This window comes from Microbulbifer maximicatervae (SeqCode), assembly GCF_052467825.1.
Genome location: NZ_CP174327.1, coordinates 1,288,760 through 1,305,029, shown reverse-complemented (window position 1 = coordinate 1,305,029; position 16,270 = coordinate 1,288,760). Strand labels below are relative to the sequence as shown.

17 protein-coding genes are annotated in these 16,270 nt (G+C 53.1%); 12 read left to right on the top strand and 5 right to left on the bottom strand.

Going from position 1 to position 16,270, the window contains the following annotated elements; genetic code table 11:
* Nucleotides 1–51 precede the first annotated feature (51 nt).
* Together ACJJII_RS05845 and coaBC are read right to left on the bottom strand one after the other, a co-directional pair.
* Complete coding sequence (locus ACJJII_RS05845; RefSeq protein WP_444918595.1) at nt 52–2,427, bottom strand: phosphomannomutase/phosphoglucomutase; 2,376 nt, start codon at nt 2,425–2,427, stop codon at nt 52–54.
* A gap of 65 nt (nt 2,428–2,492) precedes the next feature.
* Complete coding sequence (coaBC, locus tag ACJJII_RS05840; protein WP_444919260.1) at nt 2,493–3,698, bottom strand: bifunctional phosphopantothenoylcysteine decarboxylase/phosphopantothenate--cysteine ligase CoaBC; 1,206 nt, start codon at nt 3,696–3,698, stop codon at nt 2,493–2,495.
* Between the two features lie 148 nt (nt 3,699–3,846).
* Here coaBC and radC point away from each other — a divergent pair, with 148 nt between their 5' ends.
* From radC to ACJJII_RS05805, 7 genes are all read left to right on the top strand, one after another.
* Nucleotides 3,847–4,521, top strand: a complete 675-nt coding sequence (gene radC, locus ACJJII_RS05835; RefSeq protein WP_444918594.1) for a RadC family protein — start codon at nt 3,847–3,849, stop codon at nt 4,519–4,521.
* A gap of 215 nt (nt 4,522–4,736) precedes the next feature.
* Nucleotides 4,737–4,973, top strand: coding sequence for a 50S ribosomal protein L28 (gene rpmB / locus ACJJII_RS05830; protein ID WP_020413982.1), 237 nt, complete (start codon nt 4,737–4,739; stop codon nt 4,971–4,973).
* Between the two features lie 36 nt (nt 4,974–5,009).
* On the top strand, nt 5,010–5,165 hold the full coding sequence (rpmG, locus tag ACJJII_RS05825; RefSeq protein WP_020413983.1) for a 50S ribosomal protein L33: 156 nt from the start codon (nt 5,010–5,012) through the stop codon (nt 5,163–5,165).
* 97 nt (nt 5,166–5,262) lie between these two features.
* Nucleotides 5,263–6,078, top strand: coding sequence for a bifunctional DNA-formamidopyrimidine glycosylase/DNA-(apurinic or apyrimidinic site) lyase (mutM, locus tag ACJJII_RS05820; RefSeq protein ID WP_444911810.1), 816 nt, complete (start codon nt 5,263–5,265; stop codon nt 6,076–6,078).
* Between the two features lie 71 nt (nt 6,079–6,149).
* Nucleotides 6,150–6,302, top strand: coding sequence for a DUF5993 family protein (locus ACJJII_RS05815; RefSeq protein ID WP_444895664.1), 153 nt, complete (start codon nt 6,150–6,152; stop codon nt 6,300–6,302).
* Between the two features lie 11 nt (nt 6,303–6,313).
* Nucleotides 6,314–6,862, top strand: a complete 549-nt coding sequence (locus ACJJII_RS05810) for a disulfide bond formation protein B (RefSeq protein WP_444918593.1) — start codon at nt 6,314–6,316, stop codon at nt 6,860–6,862.
* A gap of 84 nt (nt 6,863–6,946) precedes the next feature.
* Nucleotides 6,947–8,539: an amidohydrolase gene (locus tag ACJJII_RS05805; protein WP_444915168.1), complete on the top strand. Its 1,593-nt coding sequence runs from the start codon at nt 6,947–6,949 to the stop codon at nt 8,537–8,539.
* Nucleotides 8,540–8,585: 46 nt separating this feature from the next.
* Here ACJJII_RS05805 and ggt read toward each other — a convergent pair whose 3' ends face one another.
* The 3 genes from ggt to rsmD form a co-directional block, all read right to left on the bottom strand.
* Nucleotides 8,586–10,310 carry a gamma-glutamyltransferase gene (ggt, locus tag ACJJII_RS05800; RefSeq protein ID WP_444918592.1) on the bottom strand — a complete coding sequence of 575 codons (1,725 nt, stop codon included), beginning with the start codon at nt 10,308–10,310 and terminating at the stop codon, nt 8,586–8,588.
* A 62-nt stretch (nt 10,311–10,372) separates the two neighbouring features.
* Nucleotides 10,373–10,849 carry a pantetheine-phosphate adenylyltransferase gene (gene coaD / locus ACJJII_RS05795; protein ID WP_282930647.1) on the bottom strand — a complete coding sequence of 159 codons (477 nt, stop codon included), beginning with the start codon at nt 10,847–10,849 and terminating at the stop codon, nt 10,373–10,375.
* A gap of 86 nt (nt 10,850–10,935) precedes the next feature.
* Nucleotides 10,936–11,526 (bottom strand): 16S rRNA (guanine(966)-N(2))-methyltransferase RsmD, encoded by a 591-nt coding sequence (rsmD, locus tag ACJJII_RS05790; RefSeq protein WP_444918591.1) that lies wholly within the window; start codon nt 11,524–11,526, stop codon nt 10,936–10,938.
* A 283-nt stretch (nt 11,527–11,809) separates the two neighbouring features.
* Between rsmD and ftsY the strand changes: the two genes are divergently transcribed.
* From ftsY to ACJJII_RS05765, 5 genes are all read left to right on the top strand, one after another.
* Nucleotides 11,810–12,982 (top strand): signal recognition particle-docking protein FtsY, encoded by a 1,173-nt coding sequence (ftsY, locus tag ACJJII_RS05785; protein WP_507015501.1) that lies wholly within the window; start codon nt 11,810–11,812, stop codon nt 12,980–12,982.
* A 36-nt stretch (nt 12,983–13,018) separates the two neighbouring features.
* Nucleotides 13,019–13,705 carry a cell division ATP-binding protein FtsE gene (ftsE, locus tag ACJJII_RS05780; protein WP_444918590.1) on the top strand — a complete coding sequence of 229 codons (687 nt, stop codon included), beginning with the start codon at nt 13,019–13,021 and terminating at the stop codon, nt 13,703–13,705.
* Nucleotides 13,686–14,702 carry a permease-like cell division protein FtsX gene (gene ftsX / locus ACJJII_RS05775; protein WP_108735012.1) on the top strand — a complete coding sequence of 339 codons (1,017 nt, stop codon included), beginning with the start codon at nt 13,686–13,688 and terminating at the stop codon, nt 14,700–14,702. Before ftsE ends, ftsX begins: the two co-directional genes overlap by 20 nt.
* Nucleotides 14,703–14,924: 222 nt before the next feature.
* Nucleotides 14,925–15,779, top strand: coding sequence for an RNA polymerase sigma factor RpoH (gene rpoH / locus ACJJII_RS05770; RefSeq protein ID WP_282930650.1), 855 nt, complete (start codon nt 14,925–14,927; stop codon nt 15,777–15,779).
* Nucleotides 15,780–15,887: 108 nt separating this feature from the next.
* Nucleotides 15,888–16,265, top strand: a complete 378-nt coding sequence (locus tag ACJJII_RS05765; RefSeq protein WP_282930651.1) for a DUF423 domain-containing protein — start codon at nt 15,888–15,890, stop codon at nt 16,263–16,265.
* The last annotated feature ends 5 nt before the right edge of the window (nt 16,266–16,270 follow it).

Below are 16,270 nucleotides of genomic sequence, written 5' to 3'. Positions count from 1 at the left end.
GCAATAGGGGCAGTGGCCCGATGGCGGCGCAGTCTATTCCGCCGTTTTATCTTAATCGAGCAGCTGCCAGTCGGGTACAGTAATTGCGGGAGCAATCTTTCTGAGCTGTCCCATCACCTCAGTACGGATGCGCTCCAGGGCCTGTTCATTTTCAGCCTCAAAGCGCAGGGTTAGTGCGCTAGTGGTATTGGAGGCACGTACAAGCCCCCAGCCATCGGGAAACTCTATACGCAGGCCGTCGATAGTATTGATATCGGCATTGCCAAAATTCCCCTTATCGCGCAGCTGGTCTATCAGTGAAAACTTCTCAGTTTCCTCTACTGGTAGCAGGATCTCAGGGGTGCTGTGCATTTTCGGCAAGGTGTCGAGGAGTTCATCAAGACTCTGTTCGCGCAGTGCCATAATTTCTAGTACCCGCGCAGCAGCGTAGATACCATCGTCGAAACCAAACCAGCGGTCCTTAATAAAGATATGTCCGGAAAGCTCGCCGCCCAAAATGGCTTTGGTCTCCAACATCTTGGCTTTCATCGGAGAGTGTCCGGTCTTCCACATAATGGGGCGGCCCCCATACTGGCTGATTAGCTGGGATAAACTGCGACTGCTCTTAACGTCGAAGACAATATTTTCTCCCGGATTGCGCGCAAGGATATCCCTTGCCAGCAACATAACCAGTTGGTCTGCCCAAGCGATACGGCCGCTGCTTGAAATCAGGGTGACACGATCACCATCACCATCTAGGGCCACGCCCAGATCTGCTCCTGTAGCCAGAACCTTTTCAGTCAAGGCTTCGAGGTTTTCTGGTCTGGAGGGGTCCGGCGCGTGATTGGGGAAGTTGCCATCCACCTCACAATAGATTGGTGTTACTGCACAGCCGAGCTGCTCAAAGAGGCGGGGAGCCAGGTTAGAGGTGGCGCCATTGCCAGCATCGATAACCAAGTGCGGTTGCCCGGCGAGGGCGACATTATTGAAAACTTCATCGATATATTTATCGGTGATTTCTTGCTCCCGATTGGCGCCTTCCCCACTTTTGAATGGGCCTTTTTTCATCAACTGGTAGAGTCCCTGCAGTTTGTCTTCCGCCAGGGCGCGACCTTTCAGTACGATCTTAAAGCCGTTGTATTCCGCAGGGTTGTGGCTTGCGGTAACAATGACCCCACTACTGGTATTTTTTCCTTTCGCACAAGCGTAATAGAGAAGTGGTGATGGAATCAGGCCGAGATTAATAGAGTTGCAGCCACTATCTAGAATTCCCTCAATCAGGCACTGGCTAAGTGTCTCACTGCTATTGCGTCCATCTCGGCCAACTAGTAAGAGATGTTCTCCAGTGTGCTGTGCCAGGGTGCCGAGCGCTCTGCCTAGCTGATAGGCAAAAGGTTCATTGATTTCCTGCCCGGCGATTCCACGGATATCGTAGGCGCGGAAAACATGCTGGGGATACTCAGAGGTAAGAGGCAGCTCGGGCTTGTCATCGTCACTTTCTGGCAAGTCCTTTGAACTATTTTCTTTTTCTTCGCTTTCTGAGTTCTCCGAATCAGAGTCCGAGATACTGGGTGCTGAGGCCAAGCTCTGCGGCAGAAAATTTGTATTGGAAGCCTGTGTAGTTCCTCCATCAGAGGCTTGTGGGTGCGCCTTATTAAGCTCGCTGCCACTAGCATCCTTACTTCTTTCCCATGGGGCTCTCGAATCGCGAGGTAGGAATTTCAGTAGGGCGAATAGGCTCACCAATATTCCAATACCGGCTCCGATGTAAATCCAGGATGTGGGCAGACTGTGCTGTTCGACAAAGGTTTGGGAGGGACTGAAGTGGAGGCTTAAATAGCTGTCCTCAAGTTGCTCTACAGTGTTGTAGCCTTTTCCTATGCCTGCGCGCCACAGTGTTTGTCGGTGGGCATCGGGAAACTTCTGCATTAACTGAACTTGTCCATGACTACCGCCCAGACTTTTTAAAATGTTTTCCAGCACGGAAAAGGGTTGGGTAGCCAGTAGTTGTTCATTTTCCAGGGTGATAACACTATGAAGTTGCCAGCTATTTTCCACACCTGTACGCAGTACTTCCATCGGTTGCTCAGGTGTTTCCTGACTGCGCTTTAACAGATCGACCAAGGCAAAGTTCAGGGAGGGATTTTGCCCTGAGCCCACTCGAACCTGTTCGGAAGAAAAGGCCTGGAGGGATACCTGCTCAGGTAGTTTGGTAGATTCAATCAGTGTTGCTGCAGGGAGCTTCCTTGATCCAAGGGCCTGCAGGCGCTTCGAATAGTCTGCGACGTAAGACTGCACGACTTCAGCTAGTTCGGCAGTTTTTTGCTTGGCGGCTAGCTCAATCTGCGAATGATTGTGGGGTATTACAAGATACTGGATTAACAGATAGGCACCGCCCAGCCAAGCGACAACTACTAATAATAACGGTAAAAATAACCCTTTCTGCATGGTACCGCCTGGTTTCTTTTTTTTGTTGGAGCCCACAGATATCCCTGATTTGAGCGTAAATGTTGTCACTGAGCCTTGGAGGCGATGAGTTCAATGAGCTGTCGGGCTAGGTCGGTCTTTAATGCGGGAGCCAGTCGGCTCTGACCATTCGCATCTATCACAGTGACAGCGTTGTGATCGCTGTTAAATCCCGAATCCGATTGGCTCACATCGTTGGCAATGATCATATCGAGGTTTTTCCGCTGCAGCTTGCTCTGGGCGTGGGCGAGAACCTGTTCTGTCTCTGCGGCGAACCCGATAGTGAAAGGCCGTAGCTCAGTACGCGTGGCTATGGCTGCAACAATATCGGGATTTTTGATGAGGGCAATTGCATCATCATCTTGCCCGTCTTTCTTTTTGATTTTCTGCTCAGCGACTTGGGCCGGGCGGAAATCAGCAACGGCTGCTGCACTGATAAAGATATCGCAGTGATCGGCGGCACTTTTGGCGGCCTCATACATATCCTGGGCGCTGATAACATCGATACGATTGACCTTTGGCGGCGTATCCAAATTTACGGGGCCGGCAATCAACGTCACTTCGGCACCGGCACTCTGCGCCGCCGCAGCTAGGGCGAAGCCCATTTTTCCAGAGCTGTGGTTGCTGAGGAATCTCACTGGGTCAATGGCTTCCCTGGTAGGGCCGGCAGTGATTACTACTTTGCGGCCCTGCAGTGAGTGGCTTGTGTGAAACAGGGATTCAGTGTGTTCCGCCAGGTTTTCTGGTTCTAACATACGGCCGGGGCCCACGTCGCCACAGGCCTGGCTACCCGCGCCTGGGCCCCAGAATATGACTCCGCGCTCCTTTAGGGTCTGAGCATTGGCTGAGGTAGCTGCGTGGCGCCACATGGCTTGGTTCATGGCTGGTGCCAGGGCCAGGGGGGCTTCGCTGGCCAAACAAAGGGTGGTTAAGAGGTCATCAGCCATACCGGCAGCCAACTTTGCCATTACCTGGGCACTGGCTGGAGCAATCAGGATAAGATCAGCCCATTTCGCCAGTTCGATATGACCCATAGCGGCTTCTGCCGAGGGATCCAACAAGTCTGTATGCACCGGGTTAGCGGATAGCGCCTGAAAGGTCAGTGGCTGTACAAACTCCTGTGCTCCGGCGCTCATTACCACTCGGACATCGGCACCGCGCTCTTTGAGCCGGCGAACCAGGTCGGCACTCTTATAGGCGGCAATTCCACCGCTGATACCTAAAAGTATGCGTTTGTCGGCCAGAGAGGACATAAATGCTGTTTCCGGTTTGGTGCGAGCCGGTAAGATTAGCATTTCTATGTCGTTTCTTATAAGACTGCAGTAGTGCTTCAAAGGCGCAGCGTGGAAGAGGTGTTCAGTAGATGTGCGATAGATAAGACACTGACTAACTGGGCTACAAATGAAAATAAAGGACTGGCCGGCAGGTGAGAGGCCTCGGGAAAAGCTGTTGGAGAGAGGAGCTGAGGCTCTGTCGGATGCAGAGCTATTGGCAATTTTTCTGCGCGTGGGGCTCCCCGGCCTCTCAGCCGTGGATTTGGCCAGAGGGCTTCTCAATGATTTTGGCGGCTTGCGCCCTCTGCTGGAGGCTGAGCGAGACGATTTCTGCCGAGCGCGAGGGCTCGGCGACGCCAAGTTTGCCCAGTTGCAGGCGGCGCTGGAAATGGCCAAACGGCACTTGGCGGAGACCATACAGCACGGCAGCGCACTGTGCAGTCCCGGAGCGGTCAGGGATTACCTGGCAATCCAGCTCAGGCACCGGCGCAGGGAAGTGTTCTGCTGCCTCTACCTGGATAATCAGCACCGGGTAATCGCTTTTGAGGAGTTGTTCGAGGGGACTCTGAATGCGGCGAATGTCTACCCGCGCGAAGTAGTACAGCAAGCGCTGCTGAAGGGAGCTGCGGCGGTTATTTTGGCGCACAACCACCCGTCTGGTGTCAGTGAGCCCAGCCAGGCAGATATCTGGATTACCGAGCGTTTGACCCAGGCACTAGAGCTGGTGGATATCAAGGTTCTGGACCATTTGATCGTCGGTGAGGGCAAGGCGCTATCCTTTGCAGAGCATGGATTGATGTAAAGGTGTCGTTCCCGGCGTTGAAATGTTGTACAAAACTTGCTCCCTACGGGCTCTTTTGGTATAAAACGCCGCTCTTTGCGGCCGGGCCAGATTCTGCACAGGTTCCGCCGCCATCCAGGAACCGGATTAGAATCCCGATTTTTATGTTCCCGCACTACCTTTTCCTCTTCAGGATTGGCGCCATGCGGGCACAAGCGTTTTGAAGAGGCCAACAGATGTCCAAGGTATGTCAGGTAACCGGTAAGCGTCCGGTCACCGGAAACAATGTATCCCACGCTAAGAACCGCACCAAGCGTCGCTTTGTGCCGAACCTGCACAGCCACCGTTTCTGGGTTGAATCCGAGAAGCGTTTTGTGAAGCTGCGTGTTTCCGCGAAAGGCATGCGCGTTATCGATAAGAAAGGTATCGACGCTGTGCTGACTGAGCTGCGCGCCCGCGGCGAAAAAGTGTAACGGCTGTAGCCCAGCTAATAGATTGGAGATAGAGCAATGCGTGAGAAGATTCGTCTGAATTCCAGCGCCGGTACTGGCCATTTCTACACCACTACCAAAAACAAGCGCAACATGCCTGAGAAAATGGAGATCAAAAAGTACGATCCCGTTGTACGCAAGCATGTAATGTACAAGGAAGGCAAAATTAAATAATTGCCTACCGCTACTGTACAAAAAGCCCGGTTCTAACCGGGCTTTTTTGTGCGTATTGGAAATTGAGCAGCCAGTTTACACAGGGTAACTCCAGAAGATGCCAGAGCTCCCAGAAGTAGAAACCACTCTCAGAGGCCTGCAACCTCACCTGGAGGGGCATAAAATTCGCTCCGCAAAAGTGCGCCAGCACCAGTTGCGCTGGCCCGTGGAAGCAGACTTTGAGCGCCGTGTCCGCAATGCCCGGATACTGAAGCTGGAGCGCCGCGCCAAGTACCTGCTGGTGCACACCGATAAAGGCTGCGCTATCTGGCACCTGGGGATGTCTGGCAGCCTGCGAATGGTCGAGGCTGCACAGGCACCGGAAAAGCATGATCATATCGACTGGCGCCTGGATAGTGGTCTCACACTGCGTTACCGCGACCCGCGCCGTTTTGGTGCCCTACTGTGGACAGTGGCGGACCCACTGGCCCACGACTTACTCAGCCATTTGGGCCCAGAGCCTCTCTCGGAAGAATTTAGTGGTGACTATCTGTTCGAAACTTCGCGCAAGCGTAAGCAGTCTGTCAAAACCTTCGTCATGGATGGCCGTATCGTTGTGGGGGTGGGTAATATTTACGCCAGTGAATCTCTTTTCCTGGCGGGCATTCGCCCAGATCGACAGGCCGGTTCTATTTCCAAAGCCCGATACCAGCGCTTGGCTGAGTCCATAAAGCAGGTTCTCAGTCAGGCAATCGCCCAAGGTGGGACTACCTTGCGGGACTTTATTGGCGGCGATGGAAAACCTGGCTATTTCGCCCAACAGCTAAATGTTTATGGCCGTGCGGGTGAGTCCTGTCCCTCTTGCGGCCGAGCAGTCAAAGATATGGTTTTGGGCCAGAGAAATACCTTTTTCTGCTCTAGCTGCCAACGTTAAATCGCATCCTTCTGGCAGCTTTAGGCAATACTAATATCATCGTATTGCCGATAAGGAGCTGCTTAGTGGTCATGATATTGCCTTTTCTTACGGTCACCCTGTCGATTTGGGCCGTTTGGAATGGTCGTCGCGGCTCTGCAATGGGCTGGTGGTTGTTGACCTTGCTAATCTTCATTATGTGGTGTGGATATCATATGACGCGAGCACTGTCGCTGTCTTTCTAGGGACCGTGCCCATGATGGTGTTTATGGTCAGAAGGCTGGATAGCTTGGCGCTGTTAGCGGTAAGCATAATCCTATGGATTGCCTTGATCATGGAGTTGGTATCTCACCAACACCCCTGCCCTCTCTGTCTCTTACAACGTGTTGCCTTTGCCATGATTGGCATGGGATTGATGTTGAACCTGCGCTTTAGTATTCGTGCAGAGCATTACGGCGTTGTTATTCTTTCGTGTCTGGCCGGTCTGTCTGCTGCTGTCAGGCAGGTATTGCTGCATATCACCCCTGGCGATCCAGGGTTTGGCAGCCCAGTATTTGGCTTACATTTATACACTTGGTCTGCGCTGATTTTCTTTGTCTTACTGATCTACTGTGGCGTTGCATTAATGTTTGGCTTTAAGCGGCGAAGTTTTGCCACGAGAGAGTTTACTTTGATTGAAAAGTGCATTGCCATCTCGTTCTTCACTGTCGTGTTGGCCAATTTAGTCGCGGTTCTCCTCGAGTGCGGTCTGGGTCCCTGCACCAGTGGGTCATTTGGGTATCACTGGTTGTGGTCTCGAGGTTAGGCACACAAATGTGTCCGAGCTTTCTACACTTTTCCTGATAAGACCCGAGTCCCGGGGAATTGCGGAAAACTGTGAGGAGTCCCTATGCGTCTGGCCTGCCTGCTCATTTCACTATTGTTAATTGCTTGTGAACGAGCTGAATCCCCCTCGCCGGCCACCAGTGTTGAAACCGCCCAGCACGTTTTAAGGAATGCGTATATCTATACCGTCGACCCGGCCCGCAGTGTTGCCTCGGCAATGGCTATCCGCGATGGGCGCATTGTTTATGTGGGTACAGATCGGGGGGCAGAAGCCCTTGTAGGAGAGGGAACAAAGGTCACTGATCTCAGTGGAAAAATGGTATTGCCCGGTTTTATTCAGCAAATACCTGATGTTGGTATCAGTGACAGTTTGGATTTATCCACATATAAAACTGTAGAGGGGTATGAGAATAGCGTTCGTAAATTTATTCAGGCCAACCCCGAGAAGCAGCTTGTCGTTGGCAGCGGCTGGCGTCATGTCATTTTTGCACCACACAGACCACATAAAGCAATACTGGATCAAATAAATGATTTGATCCCCATTATTCTTTTCTCAGAAGATGGCGCCAGTGTATGGACTAACTCTGAAGGTATTGCCGCAGCTGGGATTGATATGGAGTCTAATTTTTCTGAGGGCGGTAGAATCGAAAAAGATGAAGATGGTCTTCCCATCGGTATTTTTCATGGTCGTGAAGCGGTGGAGGTTTTTTCCCGTCTGATACCCGTAAATAATGAGGGTGAAAAACCAACTCGAAGTTTTTCAGAGATTAAGAATATTGCGGCCCAGAGAGGCGTAACTACTTTTTTTCAGGCTGTAATGCCGCTTAATGATTTAAATAAATATCTCAGCGCCTTCGATCGCCCACTATCGTCAGAGAAATTGAGTTTGCGTATCCGAGCATCCTTTGAAATAGCGATGGATGTCACTGGTAAGAAACTTAGAGAATTGCAGAAGGTTGCAGAAAAATATTCCGGTGATGATTTCAAGATCAATTCGGTCAGCTTGAAAGCTGACAAGGTAGGTTTAGGTGATCAACGTGATTCAGGCCTATCGAGTGAACTTATTTCCAAGATAATTACTCGTGCTAATTCACATAATTTCCAGTTTTACCTGGATGCTAAGAGTAATAAAGAGTTGGCAGCTCTACAAAAGCTCATACAGATATCCCTGGATGGTGGCAGGGAGTTGGGATTGCGTAACACCCTGCTTAATATTAGTTCGGATAATGCTGGGAGTGTATTGTCAGCTGATAAGGAAAAACCGATTTTATTGCTGTCAGTAGCAGCGCGCTCAAAAGTTTCTCCAGATGATAAAAGTTACTTAACTGAAAGTCGAAAATCTAATACAGAGCCTCGTCATATAGCCGTGGTTATGGACTCGGGATATGTTGCCGGGCGAGAGGTGTCACCAATCCAGAACATCCATGCTGGAGTCAGTAACCAGATATCATTGGAGACAATGATTGAAATGTTCACTTTTACCGGTGCTGTTACGAATCACCTGGAGCAGGATACTGGTAGTTTGGAGGTGGGAAAGTGGGCGGACTTTATTGTTTTGGACAAAAACCTGTTTTTAATTCCGCAGCGAGATATTGGTAGTGTCCGGGTGATACAGACTTATTACAAAGGTCAGAAAGTCTATGACCGCAGGCGCTAAGGAGAGGAAGAAACCGAGGGGCAGTGCGCCCCTCGGTTGATCAATGTTAACGCCCTTGGGCGCTGCCCTCGCGGCGGGGGTCGGCTCCCCCGTACAGCTTGTTATTTTGCAAAGCGATTGCATGGATACCACTGTTGAGGCCCCTTTCGACAACCTCGTGCCCACGGGCTTCGAGTTTCTCGATAGTATCGGGGCTGAAAAAGCCGGGCTCCAATTCGACCCTCTTACCGATTGCACCGATATTTCCCGCAGAAATCGCTTCGGCAATCGGCATATTCAAGCCCAGGTGGTAGAGAATGGTGCGCGCGGTGTAGTCAATAATTCGTGAGCCGCCGGGGGAACCCACCAGAAGGCGCATGCTGCCATCTTTGTTGAAAACGATAGTGGGGGACATGGAAGAGCGTGGTCTCTTGCGCGCTTGAATGCGGTTGGCCACCCGCTCCCCACTACTGTTTTTTGGAGTGAAGGAAAAATCGGTGAGCTGGTTGTTGAGCAGGAAGCCCTTTACCATCAGGCGCGACCCGAAGCCGGTTTCAATACTGGTCGTCATACTGACGCCATTACCGTAGCGGTCGACAATCACTAAATGACTGGTGTTGGGCAGCTCTGGCGACTGGGCCATCACCCGCTTCAATCCGAGTTCGGCTGGGGTACCCGGAGTCGCAGCTGTGGCGGAGTCCGGGTCGATTAACTGCGCGCGGCGAGCCAAATAATCCCTGGACACCAGTGATTTACTGGGTACTTGGACAAAGTCGGAATCACCGGAGTAGGTGTTGCGATCGGCAAATGCCAGTTCCGAAGCTTCGATAAATAAGTGGGTGAGCAGATCACTGCCAGGCTCGAAGCGCTCCAGTGGAAACTGTTGCAGCATGCCCAGGATGCCACCGACGGTGGTGCCGCCGGACGATGGGGCATCGGCACCGCACACACGATATTCGAGAAACTCCGAACACAGGGGCTGGCGCTCCTTGGCCCGGTAGCTAACCATATCTTCGAGGCTCAGGAGCCCTGGGTTGGCACTGTCATAGCGCACAGCTTTGACGATAGCCTTGGCAATGTCGCCGTGATAGAAGGCATCCGCACCGCCCTGGGCAATTGCCTCCAGAGTTTCCGCGTAAGCCGGGTTCTTCAAGTTGTGACCCACCGGTAGAGGTTTGCCATCACTGTTGAAGAAGTAGCTGGCAATTGCCGGTCGAGCAGCCACCTTTGGCATGCGCAGTAACAGCTGGTGGAGGCGCGGTGATATCTGAAAGCCGGATTTGGCCAGGTGTATGGCCGGCTGAAATAACTGCTCCCAGGGTAACTTGCCATCGCGCTCGTGAGCCATTTCCAGCATTCGCACAACACCGGGAACGCCGACCGAGTAGCCGCCAATTACAGACTCAAAAAATGAACGCGGCTTGTTATCGCGGATAAAGTAATTTTCGTCTACCTGAGAGGGGGCTGTCTCGCGCCCGTCGTAGTACTTGAGCTTCTTTGCCGCAGCGTCATAGCTGAGCATAAATGCCCCGCCACCAATCCCGGAGGATTGTGGCTCTACCAATCCCAATACCATCTGAGCGGCAATGGCGGCGTCCACAGCGCTGCCGCCCCGGGCGAGAATCTGCTCGGCAGCCCGGCTGGCGTGGGGGTTGGCAGTGACTGCCATATAGAAGTTGGCCGTTGAGGACTTAACGGCAGTACGACCGGTATCAAACTCCGGTTGTGGTTCATCGGCAAAAGCGAAAGCGGGACTCAGAACCAGTGCAAAGGCGGCGAGAAAGTTGCGCACGTAACACTCCGCGGATTGTGGATAAATCCGCTCGAGTGTATCAGAAATAGCCAGATTCAGGCTTAACGAAATTTCTCTTCCAGCGCGCTTTGTACAGCAGCCGGAACAAACTTGGTGACATCGCCGCCCAGGGAGGCAATTTCACGTACTAAAGAGGATGAAATGTAGGACAAATGTTCTGCCGGTGTCAGGAACAGGCTTTCCATATTGGGCGCTAACTGGCGGTTCATATTGGCCAGCTGGAATTCGTATTCAAAGTCGGACACCGCGCGCAGACCGCGCAGTACGCCATAAGCATCTACCTGGCGCACCAGGTCGGCGAGCAGGATATCGAACCCAATGACTTCGACATTGGGCAGGTGACCGAGAACTTTTTGTGAAAGTTCTACCCGCTCCTCTAAGGTGAACAGGGGGTTTTTGCGATTGCTGGCAGCCACAGCCACGATAACGTGGTCAAATAAGCGGCATGCGCGCTCCACCAAGTCCAAGTGACCATTGGTGATGGGATCGAAGGTTCCGGGATAGACGACTTTTTTCATACGCCAGGGCTTAAATGCGGGCCGAATGGGATGCGAATGGTAAACAATTTACGGCTAAGGTCAAAACCGAATCTTTTTATTCTTTCCTAACCTGACGGGCCAGCACGGCGAAACAAGCGCATACACACCTGTCCCGCACGTTTTTCTTTTTCCTGTTCCCAGCCAGGTACTGATGCAACCACTGTGTCTCGCGGTGTTTCCACATAGATTAATGCATCCTGCGAAAGATGGCTGGACAGGGCGCCTAGAGTTGCCTGCCAAAGATTGTCAGCAAAAGGGGGATCGATAAATACGAGGTCGTATTTACTTCCATTACTTCTGAGGAACTCTTCTGCACTACAGTTATGGACTTTGGCTTCCCGGGCGTTTAACTGTTTTAACTGTTCCGCCAGGGTTCGCGCAGCGCGAGTATTCAGCTCGACAAAATCTACCGAGCCAGCGCCTCGGGATAGCGCCTCCAGACCCAGGGCACCTGAACCGGCAAAGAGGTCCAGGCAGCGGGCGTCGGGCAGGTAGAACTGTAGCCAGTTAAACAGAACCTCCCGCAGTCGGTCGCCGGTAGGTCTCAAGCCCTCCACTGGGGCAAACTGTAATTTTCGCCCGCGCCACTGTCCGCCAATGATGCGTAACTGTGAAAGGTTTTGCGGGCTTTGCTTTCGGGATGAACTTCTGGCCAAGGTAACTCTCTACTGGGGGCTTAGCGATGCTAAGATTAGCGTCTTTCTGCAAGCGGTACATCCGGACATACGAATGATTTTTGACTTCCTGCGCAAAAAGAAGAAGCGCAAGCCCGAACAAAGTGAACCCCAGCAATCCCAGGCGGAGGTCACTGCTGCGTCTGAAGAGGAATCATCGGCGCAGAGCCCAGAGCCTTCAGCTCAAGATAAAGAGTCCTCAGCGCTGGATAAAACGCCCTCAGACATAGAGGAAAAGTCGCCTGCCCAGGGAGAAACTCCCGCTCTGGAGGAGACAAAGGCCTCTATCGATGAACCCACTGCCCCAGCTTCTGCGCCCCAAGAGGAAAGTGCCAGCTGGGCGCAGCATACCGATGCCGCGGGCGAGCCGGAGGCTGTTGTCGAAGCCCCCCAGGTGGCTGTAGCAGCAGAGCCTGTAAAAGAGGAAGACGAAAAGCCAGCCCCGATTCAGCCCGAGCCAGCTCCAAAACCCAGAGCCAAAGAGCAGCCGAAACCGGAAGCCAAAAAGAAAGAGGGCTTCTTTGCGCGTATTCGTCGCGGCCTCAGCCGCACCAGCAACCAGTTTGTCGAGGGGATGGGAAACCTGTTCCTCGGGGCCAAGGAGATCGATGAAGATCTACTGGAAGAACTTGAAACACAGCTGTTAATGGCAGATGTGGGAGTTGAGGCCACCAGCGAGATCGTCGAGCGCCTGACCGAACGGGTATCCCGTCGGGAACTGGCCGATGGCGATGCACTTTACAAGGCATTGCAGCAGGAGCTGGCTGACTTACTCGATAGTGTTGATGCTCCCCTGGAAATCGATATTAGCAAAAAGCCTTACGTCATCCTGGTAGTGGGCGTAAACGGTGTGGGTAAAACCACAACAATCGGCAAGCTGGCTCACCGCTTTCTCGGTGAAGGCAAGTCGGTGATGTTGGCTGCCGGTGATACATTCCGTGCCGCAGCAGTTGAGCAGCTGCAGGTTTGGGGGCAGCGCCACGATGTACCGGTTGTAGCGCAGCATACCGGTGCCGATAGTGCGTCAGTTATTTTCGATGCGGTTCAGTCTGCCCAGGCGCGCGGCGTCGATGTGGTAATTGCCGATACCGCCGGGCGCCTGCACACCAAATCCAACTTGATGGAGGAGTTGTCCAAGGTGCGCCGGGTGATGGGCAAACTGGACCCCAGCGCGCCCCACGAGGTGCTGTTGGTACTGGATGCTGGCACTGGCCAAAATGCGATTAACCAGGCCTCTCAGTTCCGTGAGGCGGCCGGCGTTACTGGCTTGGTGCTGACCAAATTGGATGGTACTGCCAAAGGCGGCGTTATCTTTGCCCTGGCTCGTCGTTTCGGCATCCCGGTGCGTTTTATCGGTGTGGGTGAGCAGGCGGAAGATCTACAGCCATTCCGTGCTCGTGAGTTCGTATCCGCCCTGTTTGGCCGCGATAAGGCCTGATAATTCGCCTAGGAAATAACAAGAACAACAGAAGCCGTGATCACTTTCGATAATGTGAACAAGCGTTACGCATCGGGGCAGGATGCCCTGGTGCGAGTCAGCCTGGAAATCCCCCGTGGCGATATGGTGTTTCTAACCGGTCACTCCGGTGCGGGTAAAAGTACTTTGCTGAGACTCCTGACCGCGATTGAACGCCCTACTAAGGGCAGTATTCTTGTCGCCGGACAGAATCTCAACCGCCTGCGCAATGGCCAGATCCCCTACTACCGTCGCAACCTGGGTATTGTCTTCCAGAATCACCAGCTGCTATTCGACCGAAGCGTTTTTGACAATATTGCCCTGCCCTTGTCTGTTGCTGGTTGCAATAAGCGCGAGGTGGGGCGTCGGGTTCGCGCAGCCCTGGATAAGGTCGGCTTGCTGCATAAGGAAAAGCAAAATCCCATTATGTTGTCTGGTGGTGAGCAGCAGCGGGTTGGGATTGCCCGCGCAGTCGTTAATAAGCCCGTGATACTGGTTGCCGATGAGCCCACCGGCAACCTGGACCCAACACTCTCTCAGGAAATCATGCAGTTGTTCGCCGACTTTAACGCTGTGGGGGTTACGGTGCTGGTGGCGAGCCACGACTTGGAGCTGATTGCACGGATGCGCCGACGGGTATTGACCCTACAGGCTGGCCAATTGATTTACGACGGAGTTCCGAGCCGTGAAGTACACCCAAGCTAAAGCGCAACGGCAGGCCAACCCTGCCGCAGACAAGCGTGTGCGCAGCACCGGCGCTGTTGTTGCGCAAACAGGGCTGGGCGATCGATGGAATAGCTGGTTGGGGCATCACCGTGAGATGGCTGCCGACTCTGTCAGTCGATTTTTTAGCGCACCCATGGCCAGTGCAATGACGGCGCTGGTGATTGCTATTGCCCTGGCCCTGCCGGCGGCATTGCAATTGGGATTGTTGAATTTCCAGCGCGCGGTGGCTGGTTGGGATGGGCAGCCACAAATTTCTGTTTTTCTACACAAAGATGCGAGACAGGCTGCGGTTAATTCCCTGGCCGACAAATTGCGCAGTGACCCCGCTATCGCGGAGGTAACTTATGTCTCCCCGGAAGATGCACTGGCAGAGTTTGAACAGGCCTCGGGGCTTGGGGATGTATTGGTTGGCCTGGATGCCAACCCCCTGCCGGCAGTGCTGTTGCTGCGGCCAAGGGATGCGAAGGACGGCGATAAACTTCAGGCTTTGGTGGAGAACCTGAGAGCCCAGGCACTGACGGATTCAGTGGTCTTGGATCTCGCCTGGGTCCAGCGCCTCGCCCAGATCACCGAACTGGGGCAGCGTCTCTCCGCAGGTCTAGCCCTGTTATTGGCACTGGGAGTGGTATTGGTGGTGATCAATACCATACGACTGCATATCGAAAGTCGTCGGGAGGAGATCCTGGTAGTAAAGCTCGTTGGCGGCACTAATGCGTTTGTGCGACGGCCGTTCCTTTACAGTGGCATTTGTTATGGACTATTTGGTGGGCTGTTGGCGTGGCTGTTGCTTGCAGGTGGTGTGGCTATGTTGTCTGGTCCAGTTGAGAGTCTGTCATCAAGTTATGGCAGTAGCTTCGAACTGAGAGGGCCGGGCGCCAGTTACTTCTTTCAATTAACTTTGGGGGCCTCCTCTCTGGGCCTATTAGGGGCTTGGCTTGCGGTAGCGCGACACACTCGCAAGATAGAACCCCGCTGACCGTTCAGTCTGATCAAGAAGGGTAAAGTGTTCTGGCAAAGGGAACCTGAGGCGTAAAAAGCCCCTCTAATTCCGCGAAATACAACAGAATACGGTAGTTGTTGGCGGGCTTTCTTATCTGCCCGTGCAAGTGCTACACTGAGTCCAGCTTGTCGCCGGATACAGTATCCGCCGGCAGCGGCCGGTAAGATCGGCCGACTAATAATGACAGGAGAGACCTGAATGGGAACCAGCCTACAGCCAGTGCATACGCTGTCTCCGGGCGCCAACCTGGGAGCTTATATCCAGACCGTCAGTGGTTTTGACGTACTGACCGCTGAACAGGAAAAGCACCTGGCAGAAGACCTCTATTACCGCGAAAATCTCGATGCTGCACGCCAGTTGGTCATGTCACACCTACGCTTTGTAGTGCATATCGCCAAATCTTATTCCGGCTACGGGCTCAATGAAGCCGACCTGATTCAGGAAGGTAATGTCGGTTTGATGAAGGCCGTCAAACGCTTCAATCCCGAAAAGGGAGTGCGCCTGGTATCCTTTGCGGTACATTGGATTAAAGCTGAAATCCACGAATTTATCCTGCGCAACTGGCGTATTGTCAAAATTGCCACCACCAAGGCGCAGCGCAAATTATTCTTCAACCTGCGCGGTCAGAAGAAAAAACTCGCCTGGTTGACCAATGCAGAAGCTAAAGCCGTCGCCAAAGACCTGAATGTGGATGTTACCCAGGTCCATGAAATGGAAGGCCGCCTGGCTGCACACGATGCGGCTTTTGATGCGGGTGTCGATGACGATGACGATACCGCCTGGCAGGCACCGGCTCACTACCTGGAAGACCGCAGTTTTGATCCGGCCGCCCAGCTTGAGCGGGATAACTGGCAGGAAACCAACTTGACCAGCCTCGCCAGTGCCATGGCACAACTGGATGATCGCAGCCGCGATATTATTCAGGCCCGCTGGCTCAGTGAGGAGAAATCCACATTGCATGAGTTGGCTGATAAGTATGGTGTTTCCGCTGAGCGAATTCGCCAGCTGGAAAAAAATGCCATGAAGAAAGTGCGTGCTGCTATGGAAGCCTAAATCGGCATTCTGGTACACGGGTAAAAAACCGCGCAGTAGCGCGGTTTTTTTTGTCCCGCCTGTTACAGGCATACCTGTCACCACTGGGTAAAACAAAAAGGGAAGGTAATGGCCAAACTCTATCTGCTGCTGTGTGCATTCTTTGGCGCTAGTGGTGTGGCTCTGGGGGCGTTTGGGGCTCACGGCCTGCGCGGTAAAGTGGCAGAGAACCTGTTAGAGGCCTATAAAACCGGAGTCCAGTACCAGATGATCCATGCCCTGGCGTTGTTTGGTGTGGTACTGCTAATGCAAAACTGGGGAAACCGATTATCGCTGACCCTGAGCGGTGCTCTTTTTACTTTCGGTATTATCTTCTTCTCCGGCAGTCTCTATGCCTTGGCACTGGGAGGCCCCCGATGGTTAGGTCCAATCACTCCTCTCGGTGGGCTGATGATGATTGCCGGTTGGGTAGCCCTGTTTTTTGCCGCATTTAATTTCTCTAAGTAGCCACC

Excerpts from the sequence above, each read along its gene's own strand:
- mutM (WP_444911810.1), top strand. The coding sequence starts at position 5,263 with ATGCCAGAGCTCCCAGAAGTAGAAACCACTCTCAGAGGCCTGCAACCT.
- rpmB (WP_020413982.1), top strand. The coding sequence starts at position 4,737 with ATGTCCAAGGTATGTCAGGTAACCGGTAAGCGTCCGGTCACCGGAAAC.
- ACJJII_RS05805 (WP_444915168.1), top strand. The coding sequence starts at position 6,947 with ATGCGTCTGGCCTGCCTGCTCATTTCACTATTGTTAATTGCTTGTGAA.
- ACJJII_RS05845 (WP_444918595.1), bottom strand. The coding sequence starts at position 2,427 with ATGCAGAAAGGGTTATTTTTACCGTTATTATTAGTAGTTGTCGCTTGG.
- radC (WP_444918594.1), top strand. The coding sequence starts at position 3,847 with ATGAAAATAAAGGACTGGCCGGCAGGTGAGAGGCCTCGGGAAAAGCTG.
- rpoH (WP_282930650.1), top strand. The coding sequence starts at position 14,925 with ATGGGAACCAGCCTACAGCCAGTGCATACGCTGTCTCCGGGCGCCAAC.
- ACJJII_RS05810 (WP_444918593.1), top strand. The coding sequence starts at position 6,314 with ATGATGGTGTTTATGGTCAGAAGGCTGGATAGCTTGGCGCTGTTAGCG.
- coaD (WP_282930647.1), bottom strand. The coding sequence starts at position 10,849 with ATGAAAAAAGTCGTCTATCCCGGAACCTTCGATCCCATCACCAATGGT.
- ACJJII_RS05815 (WP_444895664.1), top strand. The coding sequence starts at position 6,150 with ATGATATTGCCTTTTCTTACGGTCACCCTGTCGATTTGGGCCGTTTGG.
- rpmG (WP_020413983.1), top strand. The coding sequence starts at position 5,010 with ATGCGTGAGAAGATTCGTCTGAATTCCAGCGCCGGTACTGGCCATTTC.
- ACJJII_RS05765 (WP_282930651.1), top strand. The coding sequence starts at position 15,888 with ATGGCCAAACTCTATCTGCTGCTGTGTGCATTCTTTGGCGCTAGTGGT.
- coaBC (WP_444919260.1), bottom strand. The coding sequence starts at position 3,698 with ATGTCCTCTCTGGCCGACAAACGCATACTTTTAGGTATCAGCGGTGGA.